This window comes from Vicinamibacterales bacterium (assembly GCA_041659285.1).
Classification (GTDB): domain Bacteria; phylum Acidobacteriota; class Vicinamibacteria; order Vicinamibacterales; family UBA2999; genus 12-FULL-67-14b.
In genome coordinates, this window is record JBAZYO010000009.1 from 57,606 (window position 1) to 73,860 (window position 16,255).

Annotated in this window: 17 protein-coding genes and 1 tRNA gene; 6 read left to right on the forward strand and 12 right to left on the reverse strand. The window is 68.4% G+C overall.

What is annotated here, in order from left to right; genetic code table 11:
• Positions 1–23: 23 nt before the first annotated feature.
• Both WC815_15575 and WC815_15580 read right to left on the reverse strand, forming a co-directional pair.
• On the reverse strand, positions 24–719 hold the full coding sequence (locus WC815_15575) for an SIMPL domain-containing protein (protein MFA5910200.1): 696 nt from the start codon (positions 717–719) through the stop codon (positions 24–26).
• A 37-nt stretch (positions 720–756) separates the two neighbouring features.
• On the reverse strand, positions 757–1,593 hold the full coding sequence (locus tag WC815_15580; protein MFA5910201.1) for a formylglycine-generating enzyme family protein: 837 nt from the start codon (positions 1,591–1,593) through the stop codon (positions 757–759).
• On the opposite strand from WC815_15580, the gene WC815_15585 reads away from it, so the two are divergent.
• From WC815_15585 to WC815_15600, 4 genes are read left to right on the forward strand one after another with little or no spacing between them, the layout of a single operon-like run.
• The gene (locus WC815_15585) at positions 1,592–2,740 is read left to right on the forward strand and encodes an aminotransferase class I/II-fold pyridoxal phosphate-dependent enzyme (protein ID MFA5910202.1); all 1,149 of its coding nucleotides are present in this window, start codon (positions 1,592–1,594) and stop codon (positions 2,738–2,740) included. The two genes, WC815_15580 and WC815_15585, sit on opposite strands and share 2 nt — an antisense overlap.
• The gene (locus WC815_15590; GenBank protein ID MFA5910203.1) at positions 2,737–3,801 is read left to right on the forward strand and encodes a hypothetical protein; all 1,065 of its coding nucleotides are present in this window, start codon (positions 2,737–2,739) and stop codon (positions 3,799–3,801) included. Before WC815_15585 ends, WC815_15590 begins: the two co-directional genes overlap by 4 nt.
• A gap of 6 nt (positions 3,802–3,807) precedes the next feature.
• Positions 3,808–4,995 (forward strand): CaiB/BaiF CoA-transferase family protein, encoded by a 1,188-nt coding sequence (locus tag WC815_15595; protein MFA5910204.1) that lies wholly within the window; start codon positions 3,808–3,810, stop codon positions 4,993–4,995.
• A 57-nt stretch (positions 4,996–5,052) separates the two neighbouring features.
• The gene (locus WC815_15600) at positions 5,053–5,481 is read left to right on the forward strand and encodes a hypothetical protein (protein MFA5910205.1); all 429 of its coding nucleotides are present in this window, start codon (positions 5,053–5,055) and stop codon (positions 5,479–5,481) included.
• Between the two features lie 35 nt (positions 5,482–5,516).
• Here the strand turns inward: WC815_15600 and WC815_15605 are convergent, their stop codons facing one another.
• From WC815_15605 to WC815_15625, 5 genes are all read right to left on the reverse strand, one after another.
• On the reverse strand, positions 5,517–7,442 hold the full coding sequence (locus WC815_15605) for an ATPase, T2SS/T4P/T4SS family (GenBank protein MFA5910206.1): 1,926 nt from the start codon (positions 7,440–7,442) through the stop codon (positions 5,517–5,519).
• 155 nt (positions 7,443–7,597) lie between these two features.
• Positions 7,598–8,299 carry a ubiquinone/menaquinone biosynthesis methyltransferase gene (locus tag WC815_15610; GenBank protein MFA5910207.1) on the reverse strand — a complete coding sequence of 234 codons (702 nt, stop codon included), beginning with the start codon at positions 8,297–8,299 and terminating at the stop codon, positions 7,598–7,600.
• Positions 8,300–9,703, reverse strand: a complete 1,404-nt coding sequence (locus WC815_15615; protein ID MFA5910208.1) for a nucleoside recognition domain-containing protein — start codon at positions 9,701–9,703, stop codon at positions 8,300–8,302.
• Positions 9,700–10,518: a FeoB small GTPase domain-containing protein gene (locus WC815_15620; GenBank protein ID MFA5910209.1), complete on the reverse strand. Its 819-nt coding sequence runs from the start codon at positions 10,516–10,518 to the stop codon at positions 9,700–9,702. The genes WC815_15615 and WC815_15620 overlap by 4 nt, the downstream gene beginning before the upstream one ends.
• 20 nt (positions 10,519–10,538) lie before the next feature.
• Positions 10,539–11,549 (reverse strand): metal-dependent transcriptional regulator, encoded by a 1,011-nt coding sequence (locus tag WC815_15625; protein ID MFA5910210.1) that lies wholly within the window; start codon positions 11,547–11,549, stop codon positions 10,539–10,541.
• Between the two features lie 89 nt (positions 11,550–11,638).
• On the opposite strand from WC815_15625, the gene WC815_15630 reads away from it, so the two are divergent.
• Positions 11,639–12,307: a metal-dependent transcriptional regulator gene (locus WC815_15630; protein MFA5910211.1), complete on the forward strand. Its 669-nt coding sequence runs from the start codon at positions 11,639–11,641 to the stop codon at positions 12,305–12,307.
• Here the strand turns inward: WC815_15630 and WC815_15635 are convergent.
• Positions 12,297–12,941, reverse strand: a complete 645-nt coding sequence (locus tag WC815_15635) for an HAD-IA family hydrolase (protein MFA5910212.1) — start codon at positions 12,939–12,941, stop codon at positions 12,297–12,299. The two genes, WC815_15630 and WC815_15635, sit on opposite strands and share 11 nt — an antisense overlap.
• 19 nt (positions 12,942–12,960) lie before the next feature.
• Here WC815_15635 and WC815_15640 point away from each other — a divergent pair, with 19 nt between their 5' ends.
• A complete protein-coding gene (locus WC815_15640; GenBank protein MFA5910213.1) occupies positions 12,961–13,647 on the forward strand; it encodes a 7-cyano-7-deazaguanine synthase in 687 nt (228 codons plus the stop codon).
• Between the two features lie 139 nt (positions 13,648–13,786).
• Here WC815_15640 and WC815_15645 read toward each other — a convergent pair whose 3' ends face one another.
• The 4 genes from WC815_15645 to WC815_15660 form a co-directional block, all read right to left on the reverse strand.
• The gene (locus WC815_15645; protein ID MFA5910214.1) at positions 13,787–14,554 is read right to left on the reverse strand and encodes a hypothetical protein; all 768 of its coding nucleotides are present in this window, start codon (positions 14,552–14,554) and stop codon (positions 13,787–13,789) included.
• 28 nt (positions 14,555–14,582) lie between these two features.
• Positions 14,583–14,774, reverse strand: a complete 192-nt coding sequence (locus WC815_15650) for a hypothetical protein (GenBank protein ID MFA5910215.1) — start codon at positions 14,772–14,774, stop codon at positions 14,583–14,585.
• Between the two features lie 224 nt (positions 14,775–14,998).
• Positions 14,999–15,074 (reverse strand) — tRNA-Cys (locus WC815_15655).
• Positions 15,075–15,310: 236 nt separating this feature from the next.
• Positions 15,311–16,252 (reverse strand): DUF4097 family beta strand repeat-containing protein, encoded by a 942-nt coding sequence (locus tag WC815_15660; GenBank protein ID MFA5910216.1) that lies wholly within the window; start codon positions 16,250–16,252, stop codon positions 15,311–15,313.
• Positions 16,253–16,255: the final 3 nt, after the last annotated feature.

The window sequence follows — 16,255 nt, forward strand, 5'->3', positions numbered from 1 at the left end:
AAGGTCCGTCTTGTAAAGCCCGACTATTTCAGGGACGCCGTCAGCCGGATCTGCGCGCGGATCTCCAACTCACCTGCCGCCACCGGCGTGCTCGCATCCTCCGCCTTCATCCGCATGGCCATCACCGGCGCCTCGCCCCCGCGGTTCACGGACAATTCCTCGATGCGCATCACGCGATCGATCGAGCGCCTGGCGCCGGTCGCCAGCGCCTCGGCCCGGCCCATGGCGTTGGCCACCGCCAGCTGCAGGGCCTCCCGCTCGAGCGCCTCCCGGCGCTTGACGTCGAATCGGAGCCCGTGGAGGTTGGTCGCACCGGACCCGACCGCGGCATCCAGCACGTCCCCGAGCTTCGCGAAGTCGTCCACGCGCACCTCGATGGTGTGGCGCGCCACGTAGCCGCGCGCCGTCTGCCGCCCGTTGGCGTAGTCGTATTCCATCTGCAGGTCGATGGCGAGAGTGCGAACAGCGTCTTTCGGGATGCCAATCGCCGACATCTTCTGCTGCACGGCGGTCATCGCTTCCGCGTTTCGGGCCTGCGCGTCTTTCGAAATCTTCGACCGGCTCTCCGCGCCGATGCGGACCCACGCTTGATCGGGCACCGCCGTCACGATGCCTTCGCCCGACACTTCGATCAACGACGGTTGCGGCGCCGGCGCCTGGGCGCCGGCAGGTGCGGTCGCCACGACGAGCGCGATGAGTGCGGAGGCCACGGTCTTCATGGATGCAGTGTGCCACAGCGCCCAGGCACCAGAAAGCTCATGCGCTGGAGCCATCATCCGAATACACGACGCGAAACCCGATGCTGTACGCGTAGGTGTCGGGCGGCACCTTGTGGCGATGGGCGCAACGCAGTTGATCCACGTCATGGGTCACCCACGAGCCGCCGCGCACGATCCGCAGCGTGCCGTTGCCGGGACCGCGCGGGTTCCGGTGATCGCCGTGGCGGTAGGCGTCGGCGCGATACCAGTCCGCTACCCACTGCCAGACGTTGCCGGCCATGTCGTACAGCTGGTTCTCATTCGGCGGATAGCAGCCGACCGGCCGTGTGCCGCGATGCCGTTTGAGAGCCGGATCGGGCAGGAAGTTCGCGCGCGACGCATCGACGTCGTCACCCCAGGGGTAGCGCGCGCCGGCGCGGCCGCCGCGTGCCGCGCGTTCCCATTCGGCCTCGGTGGGGAGCCGCACCAGGCGTCCGACGCGGCCGCTCAACCATCGGCAGTACGCGGTGGCATCCGCGTGAGTGACCAGAGTGACAGGGTGCCGTAATCGTTCGCGCGGGGGTTCGCCGCCCCGCCAGAGGTAAGGGGCGGCCAGTTCCCGGAATGACGACTCCTGCGCGGGCGTCACCACCAGCGGCAAGTCGCGGATGGCCGGCGCGCCGTAGGTGGCCTCTTTCGTGAACTCCGCGTATTGCTCGACCGTGATCGGGTGGATGGACGCGTGGAACGCGTCCACGTGCACAAGGTGCATCGGGCGTTCGTCGGCGGCGCCCTCGTCCGATCCCATGGAGAACTCGCCGGCCGGAACGCGGACGAAGCGCGGGATTGGGTCGTCGCGCATCAGGGTCAGGAGAAAGTATAAACTGCCGGGCATGAAGCTCGAACAATTCGACATGGAACGAATGCAGTCCACTTTCGAGAACCTGGTTGAATTCAACCTGTCGGAAAGCGGAGTGCGTCCGCTCACCTCCCGGGAGCTGATCGAGGACGCGATCGGGCTGGACGGTCTCCTTGACCAGCCGCTGGTCTATTCGCAGTCCAATGGCACGATCGAGCTGCGGGCCGCCATCGCCGGGCTCTACCCCGGCGCCGGCCTCGACCACGTCGAGGTCACCAACGGCGGGTCGGAGGCCAACTTCATCACGACGTTCCGGCTGATCGAGCCGGGCGACGAGGTCGTGATGCTGGTCCCCAATTACATGCAGACCTGGGGCCTGGCGCGCGCGTTCGGCGCGACCGTCCGCGAGTGGCGGTTCATCGAGGACCGCGCCGCGGGCCGCTGGCGGGTGGACCTCCCGGCGCTCGAGGCGCTGGTGAACGCCAAGACCCGGATGATCGTGATCTGCAACCCCAACAACCCGACCGGCGCCCGCCTCACCGCCGCCGATCTCGACGCGGTGGCGCGGATTGCCGACCGCCACGGCGCGTGGATCCTGTCCGACGAGGTCTATCGCGGCGCCGAGCTCGACGGGCAGGAGACCGCCTCGATGTGGGGCCGTTCGGACCGGGCGATCATCACCAGCGGCCTGTCCAAGGCGTACGGCCTGCCGGGCCTGCGCATCGGCTGGATCGTGGCGCCGCCGCCGCTGGTCGCGGCGTTCTGGTCGTACCACGACTACGTGACGATTGCGCCCGGCGCGCTGAGCGATCGCCTCGCGCGGGTCGCGCTGGCGCCCGCCCGCCGGGCGCGGTTGCTCGAACGGACGCGCGGCATCCTCCGGACCAACCTGCCGCTCATCGAAGACTGGCTCCGCAACGCCGGCGGCTTCGAGTGGATCGCACCGGAGGCCGGCGCGATCGTCTACCTGCGCTACCAGCATCCGATCAACTCGACGACGCTGGTCACGCGCCTGCGCGAGGAGAAGGGCGTGTTGATCGTGCCCGGCGACCACTTCGGCATGGACGGCTACCTGCGGCTGGGCTTCGGCGAGCCGCCCGCCTACAACCGCGCCGGACTGGAGCGGCTGCGCGAGTTGCTCGCCTCCCTGCCGGCCACGCCACGCGCCGCGTCGCAAGCATGAGTCAGCTGGAGCTTCCGCTCGTCCTGATCGGGTTCGGCAACGTCGCGCGCCGGTTCCTCCGGCTGCTCGACGAAACCGCCGACCGTCTCGATTTCACCTGGAAGGTGGTCGGCATCTCGACCAGGCACCACGGCTCGGCGATCGACATCGAGGGCATCGACGTGACGCGGGCCCTCGCCTACGTGGAGTCCAACCAGTCCCTGGACCGGCTGGACGCATCGCCGCGGGAGCGCAGCGGCATCGACGTAATCCGGCAGGTCGCCGACGCGATGGCCGACGACGCCGCCGAGGGGCGGCTGGTGTGCATCGAGACGACCGTGCTCGACATCGATCGCGGCGAGCCGGCGGTGTCGCACGTGCGCGCCGCCCTCGAAGGCCAGGCCCACGTCGTCACCGCCAACAAGGGGCCCGCCGCCTTCGCCTACCACGAGCTCGAGGCGCTGGCCGAGTCGGTGGACCGCATCTTCTTCTTCGAGGGCGCGGTGATGGACGGCGTGCCGGTGTTCAACCTCGTGCGCGAGACGATGCCGGCCATTGTCATCGACGGCTTCCGCGGCGTGATCAACAGCACCTGCAATTTCATCCTGTCGGAACTCGAGCGGGGCAAGGAGTTCGACCTGGCGGTGGCCGAAATGCAGGCGCGCGGCATTACCGAAGCCGACCCGTCGCTCGACATCGACGGCTGGGACGCCGCCGCCAAGACCGCGGCGCTGGTCAACGTGCTGATGGGGAGCGCGATGACGCCCCACCACGTCGCGCGCACCGGGATTCGCGACGTCACCGGACTCGACGTGCGCGACGCCCTCAGCCGCAACCGGCGGATCCGGCTGGTGGCGTCGGCGACGCGACAGGGCGGCAAGGTCCGGGCGCGCGTGGAGCCCGAAGTCCTTGACCGCAGCGATCCCCTCGCCAATCTCCAGGATGTCGAGAACGCGCTCTATCTCAACACCGACCTCCTCGGCGAGGTCGGCATCGTCCAACGATCGGGCAGCCTGACGCAGACCGCCTATGCGCTGCTGAGCGACCTCGCGCGCATCTCACAACGACTTCGAGAACTTTAGATTCCCATGCCCGGACCCCTCTCTGGTTTCACCGTACTGGACCTCACGCGCGTCCTGTCCGGCCCGTACTGCACGATGGTGCTCGGCGACCTCGGCGCCCGCGTCATCAAGGTCGAACAGCCCCGCAAGGGAGACGACACGCGGCACTGGGGCCCGCCGTTCGTCGGCGCGGAAAGCGCCTACTTCCTGAGCATCAACCGCAACAAGGAAAGCGTCACCCTCGACTACAAGCCGGCCGCGGGCCGCGACCTGCTCGAGAAGCTGATTGCCAAGGCCGACGTGCTGGTGGAGAACTTCCGGCCGGGCACGCTCGCGCGCGCCGGCTTCGGCTGGGAAGCGATGCACGACCGCTTCCCGCGCCTGGTCTATGCCTCGATCTCGGGCTATGGCCAGACCGGGCCGCGCAGCGACGAGGCGGGGTACGACGCGGTCATGCAGGCCGAGGGCGGATTGATGAGCGTGACCGGCGATCCGGACCGGCCCGGCTATCGCCTCGGCGTCGCCATCACCGACATGGTGGCTGGCCTGTACTGCGCGCAGGGCATCACCGCCGCCCTGCTCGCGCGCGAGCGCTCGGGTCAGGGACAGCGCGTCGACATCGGCATGCTCGACACGACGGCCGCGCTGCTCACCTACCAGGCAGCCAACTGGTTCGCCACCGGCGAGACCCCCAAGCGGCAGGGGAACCGTCACGCCACCATCGCACCCTACGAAACGTTCACCACCGCCGATGGCGAGATCGTGATCGCGGTCGGCAACGACGAGATCTGGAAGCGCTTCTGCCTGGCGGCGAACCTCCCCGAACTGGCCGCCGACTCCCGCTTCGCGACCAATCGGGACCGCATGGCCAACTACGACGCCATGCGACCGCCGATCGATCGCGTGTTCCGGACCGCGACCAGCGCCGAGTGGATCGCGCGACTGAACGCCGCCGGCGTCGCCAACGGCGAGGTCCGCGACATTGGCCAGATGCTGAACGACCCGCAACTCGCCGCCCGGGACATGGTGCAGACGCTGATGCATCCCACCATCGGGGCCACCCGCGTAATCGGCGCGCCGATCAAGCTGTCGGACACTCCGGCCAGCTTGCGGTCGGCGCCGCCGGTGCTCGGCCAGCACACTGATGCGGTGCTGGCGGAGCTGGGATACTCGGCGGCCGCCATCGCCGGCTTGCGGGACAGCCGGGTCGTCTAGCGGCCCGACTGGTCCGCCGTAGCAGAAGCGAAGCCGGAAGGCTGTAAGATCAGGGCAATGGCTGATGTTGCTGTCGTCCGGAAGCGTGTCAAGACTGCGATCGAGCAGGAACGAAGAGATCAGGCCGAGCGCCGCGGCCGGGTGGCCGACGCGACCAGGGTCTACGAGACCTTTCTCGAGAGCGCGGCCATCCCGGTGTTCAAGATGTTCGCCAACATCCTGAAATCCGAAGGCCTCCACTTCGAGGTGATGACACCGGCCGGCGGCGTGCGCCTGCAATCGGAACGGCAGCGTGACGACGGCATCCAGCTCGAACTCGACACCACCGCGGACCCGCCTCAGCCGCTGGTCACGGTCACCCGCGTGCGCGGCAGCCGCATCATCCAGTCGGATCGCTCCATCAAGGGCAGCAACCCGCTCGTGCAGCTCACCGAAGAAGATGTGATCGAGATGTTGCTGGAAGAGCTCCGCCCCTGGCTGGTCTAGCCACCCACGCGCGGCTGCCGCGCGCGGGGCCCGGTCTAGGCGAGGCGATCGACCACCGTCGTATCGATGCCTTCACGCCTGAGGCCGGCCAGCAGGCGATCGCGATCGGGCGCCTTGCGGAATGCTTCCCGCACGTCCACCACGCCTGATTGCACCAGCGACACCAGCGCATCGGCCAACGGCACCATGCCGTGCTTGCGGCCGCCCTCGAGCGCGGTCCGGAGCTGGCCCGGCACGCCGTCGGCAATGACGCGCGTGACCGGCGCGGTGGCCAGCAGCACTTCGCGAGCCGCCACGCGGCCCCCGCCCGTCTTCTTCAACAAGACCTGCGCCACGGCGCCCCGGAACGTTTCAGCCATCGCCGCCTGAACGCCGGCGCGCATGTCGGCGGGCGCCAGCTCGGTGAAGCGCTCAACGGCGTCGGTCGTGGACGGCGCCGTGATCGACACGAAGACCAGCCCCTCTGACGCGGCCTCGAGCAGGAGCGGCACCATCTGCGACGACGCCAGGTCGTCAACCACCAGCACGTCCGGACCCTCACGCAACGCCGCCCGCGCGGCGCTCAGCGCTTCCTCGGCGCCGCCGCGAATCTCGCGCTGGCTGACGATGGCGGCACGATTGTCGTGGACCAGCCGGATCTGGCGCTCGAGGGTGACCACATACTCGGCCCGCTGCCGGTTCACCAGGTCCACCAGCGCCGACACCAGCGTGGACTTGCCCGTGCCGCGCGTGCCGGCCACCAGCACCAGGCCCTGCGGCTCGGTCGCCAGGGCCTGCACTTCGCGCGACAGGCCCAACTGCTCGGCCGTGGCCGCGCGCGTCTCGATCATGCGGAACACCACGCCGGGGCCGCGATGATCGGTGAAGGTGATGCAGCGGACCCGTCCCAACTCGGGGAACTCGGTGATCCACTCCGTGGATTCGCCGCGGCCGACCGCCTCTTGCTCCGTCGCGGGCACCAGTTCCAGCACCGCGGCCTCGACCTCGGCGCGGGACAGGGGCGGCTCGCCGTCGAGCGGACGAATGTCGCCTTCGACGCGAATCGCGGGACGGCAATCCGACGCGACGAACAGGGTCGAAGCCGCGCGGGCCGCGGCCAGCCGCAACAACCGCTCGACGCCGGCCGCGCGAAGAGTGGCGGTGCGCGCGGGGACCTCAAAGCGGACCGTGCGGATCATTGGAAGAACCGCGGCCAATTCGGGGGCGGCGGGTGCTTCGGGTGCAACGCGCGCAACTGGTGCCGCGAGTGCAGCGTGTTCTACTGGAGCAACGGGAGCTTCAACCGGACTCGGGGCGGCGGCGACCGCTGCTTCGAACTCCTCGACCTCCGTCAGTTCGGGTGGCTGCGAGAGCAGTTGATCGAGCATCTGGATCGCCAGATCTTCAGCGGACGGCTCTTCAGTCAGTGCCACGGCGGCGATCTCAGCGATCGGCGCTTCAACGGGAGGTGCAGTCTCAACGGCCGTCACCACCTCAGGCAGCGGCGGCTCGGCGGCGATCGGCGCGGGCACGTGGACAGCAGCCGCGATCTCCGGCGCCGGGCTCGATTCCACTACCGGAGGTGCCGCCGGTTCCGCAACGGGCACCGCGACGACAACCGGTGGCGCGACCGGAACAGGGGCCGCGACAGGCGGCGCCGCGGCCGTCACCGCCGCGTTGCGCCGGCGGCGGATCTCGATCCAGATATCGTCGCCGCCCCTCGCCGCGACAACCGTAAACGCATCGCCCTCGCGCGACGGCAGGTGATGCTCCACGGCGCCGAACTCCTCGAGCGAATCCTGGGCGACGACCGGTAGCAATTGCTGCAGCATGCCGGTCATGGCCTCGAGGTGGAGCGTCTGCGTGGACAAGTCGATGGTGCCGGCGCCAGCCACCACGTACGGGCGCTCACCGACGTGCATCACCAGCGCGTCGCCATTGGCGCGCACCATTGCGGTGAGGAGGGAGTCGACTAGAGCCACGGATTAACGTGCCTAAGGTGCCTAAGGTGCCTAGGGTGCCTCAGGTGCCAAGGGGTTGGTGCCTTCGGTAGTGCCCAGGAGTGAACGCGGGTGCATACATCTGCACGGCGTTCGTCTGTGTCCTGTCTGTTTCATCGGCCCCTGGCCGGGAAGCGTTAGCGGCGTTCGGCGAGATGCAGTGACATCAACCCAAACAGTAGCGGGATGACACGGACGTTGAAGCCCCGTGATGTCAGCAGCGCGGCCACCCCTTCGGCGCCGGGGTAGCGGCGAATCGAAGCCGGGATGTAGCGATACGTGTCGGGGTCGCGGTGCAGGAGCCAGCCGAGCGCGGACCCGACCACCGTGAGGTACGACAGGTAGGCGACGCGGACCACGGCCGACCGCGGACGATTGAAATCGAGCGACAGCAGCCGCCCGCCGGGACGCAACACGCGCGCGATTTCGTCGATCGCGGTGTCGAGGTCCGGCACGTTGCGCAAGCCGTAGCCCGTGGTGACCAGGTCGAAGGTCTGCGACGTGAACGGCAGGCTGGTCATGTCGCCGGCCAGGAACGTCGCCGCCCCGGATCTCCGCGCCGCCAGTTCGAGCATGCGTGGCGTGATGTCGAGCCCGGTCACCCGCGCGCCCTTGGCCGCCACCGCGAACGCGATGTCGCCGGTGCCGCAGGCCAGGTCGAGCGCACGCTCGCCGGGCTTGACCTGGGCCAGGCGCACGAGCCGCCGCTTCCACCGCGCGTCCTGTCCGTACGACAGCACCGCGGTGATCAAGTCGTAGCGATCGGCAATGGTCGCGAACAGGGCGCGCGCGTGAGCGCGCTTGCGTTCGGGCGAGTCGAACGCCGTTCGCAGCGACATTCAGAAACCGAGGAACATGCGGGCGATCGCGGCGGTCAGCAAGGTCACCGCAAACGCCAGGACCAGCGGCATCAGGGCGCCAATGGTCGTCCACTTGGCGCTGAGCGTTTCCTTGTAGATCGTGATGATGGTCGTCGCGCAGGGGTTATGCAGCAGCGAGAACAGCATGAGATTCACCGCGGTCAGCATCGTCCAGCCGTGCTCGTCAACCAGCAGCACGCGCAGGCCGTCCAGAGAATCGAGCTCGGTCATCATGCCCTGGGACATGTAGACCATCAACATCGTCGGCACCACGATCTCGTTCGCCGGAATGGCGATGATGTAGGCCAGCAGGATGACACCGTCGAGGCCGATGGCCCAACCGAGCGGATCGAGAAAGACGGCAGTCCGGGTGGCAAGGCTGACGCCGCCCGGTGAGATGTTGGCCAGCAGCCAGATCACCGCGCCGGCCGGGGCGGCGGTGACAATGGCGCGCCACAGGACGAACAGGGTGCGGTCGATCAGCGACGTGTAGAGGATGCGCGCCACGGCCGGCCGGCGGTATGGCGGCAGTTCAAGGGTGAACGCCGAGGCCTCGCCCCGCAGCACCGTCCGCGACAGCGCCCACGACACGGCCAGCGTGAACGCCACCCCGACCAGGACGATGGCCACCACCGACCCGGCGGCAACCAGCGACGCCACCGCCGGCGGAAAGGCCGCCGCCACGAACACCGTGGCGAGCATGATCAACGTCGGGAAGCGGCCGTTGCAGGGCACGAAGTTGTTGGTCAGGATCGCGACCAGCCGCTCGCGCGGCGAGTCGATCACCCGCGTGGCAATGACGCCGGCGGCGTTGCAGCCGAAGCCCATCGCCATCGACAGTGCCTGCTTGCCGTGCGCGCCCGCCCGCTTGAACAGGTAGTCGAGGTTGAAGGCGACGCGCGGCAAATAGCCGAGGTCCTCGAGAATGGTGAAGAGCGGGAAGAAGATCGCCATCGGCGGCAGCATCACGCTGATCACCCACGCCAGGCCGCGATAGACGCCGTGCCACACGAAACCGGTGATCCACCACGGCACGCCGAGCTGCGTGAACCAGCCCGCCGCCAGGTCCTCGAACCAGAAGAACCCCTGGGCCAGCATCTGCGACGGGACATTCGCGCCGACGATGGTCAGCCAGAAGATCACCGCGAGGACCACCAGCATCAGCGGCAGCCCGAGCCACCGCGACGTGACGATGCGGTCGATGCGCTGATCGAGTTCCAGCGGCCGCGATCCGGAATCCTGCACGGCCCGCCGCGTGATGCGCTCGACCTCACCGTACAGCGACGTCACCACCTCCTCGCGGAAGCCCGCCTCCAGCGAGCGGCGCAGCGCCGCGGCTTCGCGGATGATGTCGCCGGTGGTGGCGGCCAGGCGCTCGCTCACTGCGCTCCCTGCAGCGCGATCTTGCGGCTGAAGCGAGCGTCAGGCGCCTGCTGGCGGACCACCAGTTCGGCGAGCCGGCCGCTGGCCAGCGCTTCTTCGACCGGCACGTCGCCATCGAGCAGGCGAATGGCGATCCATCGCGCGTTTGGCACGCCCGGCGCCGCCGCTTCGATCATCGGCACCAGCGTGCTGACCGCGCGCTCGAACTCCGGCGTCCCCTTGGAACGCAGCGGCTGGGTCACCGTCTCCCCCGACGCGACCGCGGCCACCTCCCCGAGCAGCGCCATCATGTTCTCGCCGGTGCCCGCCACGATCGGAACCGCCGGCACCCCCAGGTCGCGCGCGAGGCTGCGCGTGTCAACGCTGACGCCGCGACGTTTCGCTTCGTCCATCAGGTTCACCGCCACCACGACGCGATCGGTGATCTCCAGCACCTGGAGGACCAGGTAGAGGTTGCGCTCGAGCGCGCTCGCGTCCACGACCACCACGGTGCAGTCCGGACGTCCGAACAGCAGATAGTTCCTGGCCACTTCCTCATCGTCTGAGGCCGACAGCAGCGAGTAAGTGCCCGGCAGGTCCACGAGCTTGTAGCGCACGCCGCCGAACTGGAAGCCGCCTTCGGCGCGCGTCACCGTCTTGCCGGGCCAGTTGCCGGTGTGCTGGCGCAGGCCGGTCAGCGAGTTGAACAGCGTGGACTTGCCGGTGTTGGGATTGCCGGCGAGGGCGACGACCCGATCGTAAGCCCCGACGGCGGCGCCCAGTTGGGCCATCTCCGCGTGCACCGGACAGGTTTCGCAGTTGTGTTCGACGCTCATGATGGGGTCTCAGTCCTTCGTCAGGCCAGCCGCTTGACGAGCACGTGATCCGATTGCTCGCGCCGAAGCGCAATGGTGGTGCCGCGCAGCCGATACGCGCGGGGGTCTCCCGCAAAGGTGGCCAGGTCGCTGCGGATGCGCGCCCCCGGCGTGAAGCCCAGGTCGAGCAGGCGCCGGCGGGCGAAACCGCGGAACGCCGGATCGAGCGCCACCACTTCCGCCGACGCACCGGAGGGGAGGCCGGTGAGGGGGATCACCCCTTCCGGCCACGCCGTCGATACCGGTTCCGTCGCCGTCACCGCGACGACGTGAACGTTAGCGGCCACCATCGGCGCCAGCCGATACTCGTTCTCGCCGTCGCTGAGCACCACGCGGGTCGGCGACCGGTCGATGATGCGCACGACCTGGCCGAGACGAAGCCCCTCGGCCGACAGCTGCGCGAAGGCCAGCGGCGGCTCGTCCTCGAGGTGCACGATGCAGCCCGGCGTGGACGGCGGCCACGCGGCGAGCGGAGTGCCCGGTGACTCGGGGACCAGTCCGTCGCCGGTGGGAATCGGATCGCCGTGGGGATCCAGTTCGGGATGGCCCATCGCCGCCGACAGCCGATCGAGTTGTTCCTTGCTGAGACCGTGTTCGGCGCGCTCGGCCTGCTCGTGCACGCGATCGATCGGGACGCCCAGTTCGTCGGCGAGATACAGCTCCCACAAGCGGTGAGCGCGCAAGACGTGAAGGGCGACGCGCTCGCCGCCGGGCGTCAGCTGGAACTGCGTGCCTTCCGAGCGCACCAGGCCCTCACGCTCGAGACGCTGCGTCAGCGCCATCAACTGGCGATCGCCCATGCGCAGCACGCCCTGCAATGACGCAAACGACGAGGTGTGGCCCTCGGTGGCCTGCCGCAGCAGGTGCTTGAGTGCGTTCTCCGTGCGCTCGCGCGCCAGCGCCAGCCGATACTTTCGGACCCGCGCCGCCACCCCGTAAACGGGCGCAAACACCACCAGCCCAATCACGATCAGCAGCAGGAAGTACATCATTGATTTTGATTACTCAAAATTAAATCACGCCAGCGTGCAAAAAGTCAAGTCGCCGATGCGGAGAAGTTTGGTAACATGCTGAAAAATCGATGTTTCCGTCGAGCACCGTCGAAAACTACCTCAAGGCAATCTATGTCGGCGAGACCCACCTGGCGGCGGGCCAGAAGCTCATGCCGATGGGCCAGCTGGCCGCCTCGCTCGGCATCGCGCCCGGCACCGCCACCACCATGGTCAAGGCCCTGGCCGAGTCCGGACTCGTGACCTACGAGCCGTACAACGGGGTGCGCCTCACCTCCGCCGGCCAGAAGCTCGCCGCGCGCGTGCTGCGCCGCCACCGGTTGATCGAGCTGTTCCTCGTCCAGGTGATCGGCATGAACTGGGACGAAGTGCACGATGACGCGGAGCAGTTGGAGCACGTGGTGTCGGACCGCTTGATCGAGCGGATCGACGAGATGCTGGGCCAACCCGAAGTGGATCCGCACGGCGACCCCATCCCCACCGCCGATGGTGAGCTGCCCCACCGCGCGCTCGAGACCCTGCTGACCTGCCCGCTGCACACCCGTGTCACCGTTGCGCGCGTCACCGATCAGGACGCCGCGTTCCTGCGGTTCATCGAAAGCCACAACCTCAAGCCGGGCCAGACCATTGAAGTCGAGGCGCGCGACGAGGTGTCCGACAGCGTGCAGTTGAAGGGGCCGGACGAGGCGCGCATCACGATTGGCGCGCGGGCGGCGTCGAAGCTCCTGGTTACCGAATGAGATCCAGCACCGCGGACAGCTCCCGCGGGTGGTCCACGACCAACCGCGTCGGCGGCGGCTCGGGCGCAAACTTCGCGGCGCCAAACCCGTAGCGCGCGAACACGAACGGACACCCGACCGCGCCGGCCGTCTTCGCATCGGCCGGCGAATCCCCAATCATCACCACCGGCTCACCCGGGGCCAGCGCGCGAAGCGCGAGCAGGCCGGCCGGGTCGGGCTTGCGCCCGTACTCGCCATCGCCGCCGATGATGCGCGTGAAATAGCCGCGCAGGTTGAGCGCCTCGAGGATGCCGATCGACGGCCCCAACGGCTTGTTCGTCAGTACCGCCAGGGGTCCGCGCGCCACCGCCCGCGACAGTTCCTCGTGGATGCCTGGGTACGCCACCGTGTGGTCCATCAGCCGCCGATCGTAAATCTGCAGGAACCGCTCGAGGGCGCCGGGCATGTCGGGATTGAGCCCCGACCGTTCCAGCGCGCGCCGCACGAGGAGGGGCGCGCCGTCGCCGACCATCGTCACCACCTGCGACACCGAGAGCGGCGGCGCGCCGAAGCCCTGCACCAGTTCGCTGGCGGCCTCCCCCAGGTCGCGCGCCGAATCGATCAGCGTGCCGTCCAGATCAAAGACTATGATCACGAGGCTCGATCATAGCCGCATGAACACGCTGGTCCTACTCTCGGGCGGGCTCGACAGCGCGGTCCTGGCCGCGCACGAAGCCCAGGGCGCCGCCGTCCAACCGGTCTACGTGAGCGTGGGGCTCGCGTGGGAGCAGGGCGAGCTCGCCATGATCGAGCGCCTGCTCACGACGCCGGCCTTCAACGGCAAGGTGCTGCCGCTGTACCGCGTCGAGTTCACGATGCGCGATGTCTACCCGCCCACGCACTGGGCCATTCGCGGCGTGCCGCCGGCCTACGACACACCCGACGAAGACGTCTACCTGACCGGACGCAACCTCGTGCTGTTGACGAAAGCGGCCGTGGTCGCGACGCGGACCGGCGCGCACCGCATCGCCCTGGGGCCGCTGGCCGGCAATCCGTTCCCCGATGCCCGGCCCGCCTTCTTCGCGGCCATGGCCACCGCCCTCTCGCTCGGCCTGGACCACGCCATCGACGTCGCCGCGCCGTTTCTCGATTGGGAGAAGGCGCAGGTGATCCGGCGAGGCGTCGCGCTCGGCGTGCCGCTGGAGCTGACACTGTCGTGCATGAACCCAGCGGCGGGTGCATCGGGTGCACTGCCAATGCACTGCGGACTGTGCAGCAAGTGCCGCGAGCGCCGCGATGCGTTTGCCGCGGCGGGCGTCGCCGATCCCAGCGTCTACGCGAACCCGTCGCCGCGCGCCTAGGCTAGAGCCGGCATCCCGAGTACGCCAATCTTCAGCGCGCCATTGCCGAAGACCCAATCAAGGCGACCGGATCGACGACGGTGACCGTGACCCTGCGTTGATGCCCGAAGCGCCCGCGTGATGGCCGAGGGCGCCGGCGTTACGGCTTCACGATCGGCCCCAGCGTGTCGTGGTGCGTCGAGATAAGACTGCGCATGTAGACGCCCACCGCATCGGCGTTGGCGAAGCCCGCCTTCTTCGCGGCCGCGTCCGACACGTCCGCCGAGATCATCTGCAACTCGCCGTACTGCCGCCAGTCCCGCCACGCGTCCAGCGTGATGACGTCCCACGCCGCGCCCTGCTCGTGTGTGAAGATCAACGTGGCCGGACGGCCGCGCAGCGTGTTGAAGGTGTTCTCCATCTCGCGTTCCTTGACGAGCTCGTCGCGCTTGCCCGCGAGCGCCTGCAGCATCTCGAGGTGCGCGAGGCTCATGTCCTTGAGGTAGGCGCGCAGCTCGGCGATCGGCGGTCCCTGCACGAAGACGTCCTCGTGCCACGCGATGAGGTCGTACATCTGCTTCAGGTAAGCCGCGCCGTCGAGGCCGGAGTCCTTCGCCGCAGTCTCGCGGCGGGCGACCCGCTCACGGCTGTAGTAATCGGTGAAGCTGCCGCTCGGGAAGATCACCAGCAGATCCCATCGGTCGCCCTGCGAGTGGCGGATCAGGATCGGCGCCTCGTCGCCGCCGGCCGTCACCACCGGGATGCGCTGCCGGTACATCGCGAGGAGATCGGGCAGCTTGCCTGGTGCCGCCTGGATCATCACGAAGCGATAAAGCTCGGTCCTGGGCGCGGCAGGTGCCTGGGCATGCACCTGGGCCGCAACGCCCAACAGGAGGACAGCGATCAGCGCTCTCGACAACGTGGCCATAGACACCTCGGCCCTGAGGATACAGCGACTAGCGATCCGGATGTGTCGCCAGCGCCTCGATGAACGGGCAGTGGCGCACGAAGCCGAGGGACTCGTAGACGCGGATGGCCGCGGGGTTGTCGGCGCGGACGTTGAGGCCGATCGCGCCGATCCCTTCCAGCGCGTGGCGCCTTCCACCAAGCCTGAAGGCACGGCCACGGCGGCTGGCTTGTCGGCGCACCGCTGCTCGCGCTCGAGCCAGTCGGCTAACTTGGCGAACGGGTCGAAACCCAGCACGCGCGGGGCGTCGGCCACGAAGTTCGACAGCACGTTGAGGTCGTCGGCGCATCGACCGGGCACGCGCCCCGTGTCAACTCGACGCCGTCGTTGGTCTGGCAGATGTCGGCGGGGTCGCGACCTTGCCGCTATGGTGGGCAGCCTTCGCCCTGACATCTGAGCGAAGGCTGGAGGTGCGGGAGGGAATCGAACCCTCGAATAACGGCTTTGCAGGCCGCCGCGTTTGCCACTTCGCCACCGCACCGTGAAAAACCGGAAGCGCCGGCCGGGCCGCCTGCAAAAGCAAACGGCCCGGAAGGCACTGGGCTTCCGGGCCGTTCTGAACTCGAGTTCGTGGACGTGAAAACTAGGAGATCACGTTCATGTGTACAGACCGCGGCGCGGAAGCCAGAGCTTCACGACAACAACAACACGCGCGGGTGGACATGACGATCACGATGTGCTGATGCTCACACGGCGCTCGACCTGCTGTCAAGCGCCTCAGCGCTCGATGCGGATGATGCCGTCGCCGGTCCGCACGCGGAGCGTCTTACCGCCGTCGCCCATGCGGGTGCGCAGCGTGCGGCGGCGCTCGCGGCGGTCGTCGCCGTCTTCACCGCTCCGCCGCTGATCGCGTTCATCGTCGAGCATCGGGTGCGACGTCCGCACCGAGCCGTCGCTGGTTTCGGCGTCCAGCTCCGCATTGAAGCTCGACGGCAGGGTGAGCGTCACGCTGCCATCACCGGTGGTGAGGTCCCAGTTGTCGGCCATCACGGTGTCAACGTCGATCTGGGCGCGGATCGAGCCGTCGCCGGTCTTGACGTGCAGGACGGTGGGCTTGGCCTCCAGCCCGATGCTGCCGTCGTCGGTTTCCAGGTCGAGCTTGCCGCTCACCTTGTCGAGGCGAATCGAGCCGTCTCCCGACCGGACCTGGATGTCGCCGGACAACCGGGTCGCCGTCACGCTGCCGTCCGCGGTATTGAGCACGATCTTGCCGTCGATGGCTTCCGCGCGAATCGAACCGTCGCCGCTGCGGGCGACGAGATTGCTCGAGCGCGGCAGCACGACGCGCAGGCGCGCGGTGGGCGAGATGTGCACGCCGATGGTGACGCCGCCGAACTCGGTGCGCGACGGCCCGGTGACCTTGAGCACGATCTTGTCGCCCTGCTGGGTGGCCTCGACCTTGATCTGGTCGATCAGCGACTGCTCCATCGCGCGCTTTTCGATCTCCACTTCGACCTCGGGGCGATCCCACGAGTGGATCTCGATGGCGCCGTCAAAGGTGTCGAGCTCAACCTGCGGCTGGCCCGTGACCTTGAAATTCTTGGTCTCCCGCGCCGACAGGCCCTCGGTATTGAGGTTGACCTCGCAGCCCGCCAGGACCGTGGACGCGAGCAGCAACACGCCTGCAACGGGCAGTGGGCGATGGATCGTGGACCTCATGAG